The organism is Pseudomonas sp. 2VD, assembly GCF_005503585.1.
GTDB lineage: Bacteria > Pseudomonadota > Gammaproteobacteria > Pseudomonadales > Pseudomonadaceae > Pseudomonas > Pseudomonas aeruginosa.
This window is the reverse complement of the sequence record NZ_SCND01000680.1, coordinates 1-1,099: the sequence shown is the minus strand read 5'-3', so window position 1 is coordinate 1,099 and position 1,099 is coordinate 1. Positions and strand designations below refer to the sequence as shown.

Genomic DNA, 1,099 nt, shown 5'->3' with positions numbered 1-1,099 from the left:
GCCATGATCATCGACACCGCCTTGGAAACCACCGCGGTGGAGATCTGGTTCAGGGCCTGCTGGCTGTAGACTGCGTTCTGCAGGGACAGGCCGGCGGAATGGCTGGCGATCTGCGACGGCGCATAGCCGGCGGTTTCGCTGTTGCTCATCTGCACCGCCTGCACGACTTGACTGTTCAGGGCGCTGGTGTCCGGCGGCGGCGCCTCGGTCTGCTTGAGCAGGCGCTCGCTCATGCCGGCCAGCGGCGAAGGGCGCGACGGCAGCTTCACGTCGCCGTTGGCGGACGCCCTGCCGCCGCTGGCTGGCGTCTGCCGGCCGGCCTCGCCGGGGGCGGCGGCTTGCTCGCTGTCGCCGGATGGCGCGGGCGCGGGCGCGGATTTCTTGCCGAAGCCGAACATGTCTGGGCACTCCTGGGATCAAGGGGCGGGTCAGATACCTTTCTTGTCTTCTATCGCCATGATCATCGACACCGCCTTGGAAACCACCGCGGTGGAGATCTGGTTCAGGGCCTGCTGGCTGTAGACTGCGTTCTGCAGGGACAGGCCGGCGGAATGGCTGGCGATCTGGTAGAGCGCGGCGATGGCCTGGGCCGGGGCTTCGGCGACCACCTTGACGTTGGTCTGGGTGACGGCATCGGTGATCTGGGCATTCACAGCCGTGGGGTCAGCCATGGGACTCTCCTTGAATGGGCAGGTGCTCGTCGGGCAGGGGGCCGGTCGCACGGGCCTCGACTCGCTTGTCAGGAATGAACGCGGCTGCGTCTGTCTTGTGAAACGTCGCCGGCGAAAAAGTCGGCGCTCAGCCGCGAGCGCAGCAACTGCACGCGCTTGCGCACCAGCGGCGGGGCTATGCCGAGCTGGCTGGCGATGTCGGCATAGGGCAGTTCCTCGATGAAGCGCAGTTCGAAGAGCTGCTGCTGTTGGCGCGACAGCGAGGCCAGGGCCTTGTCCACCTGGTCGAGACGTTCCAGCTGCTCCAGGCGTTCCAGCGGCGAGCCGACGGCGGCGAAGCGCTCCAACTGGCCATCGTGCAGGTCGATGCCGCGGTCGATGAGGCGGTCCTCGCGGATCTGGTGGCGCGCGCTGTCCAGGTAGACGTG

General features: G+C 67.2%; 3 protein-coding genes. All 3 read right to left on the bottom strand.

The window, feature by feature from the left end:
- A partial coding sequence (locus FFS27_RS33975) for a RebB family R body protein (protein ID WP_256659915.1) occupies window positions 1-398 on the bottom strand: 398 nt, incomplete at its 3' end.
- 30 nt (window positions 399-428) lie between these two features.
- Entirely contained in the window at window positions 429-671 is a 243-nt protein-coding gene (locus FFS27_RS33035; protein WP_003090893.1) for a RebB family R body protein, read from the bottom strand.
- Window positions 672-739: 68 nt separating this feature from the next.
- On the bottom strand, window positions 740-1,099 hold a 360-nt coding region (locus FFS27_RS33030; protein ID WP_137952574.1), incomplete at its 5' end, for an RNA polymerase sigma factor.

Bases quoted from the DNA above. Each gene is read 5' to 3' on its own strand.
- FFS27_RS33035 (WP_003090893.1), bottom strand. From the start codon at position 671: ATGGCTGACCCCACGGCTGTGAATGCCCAGATCACCGATGCCGTCACC.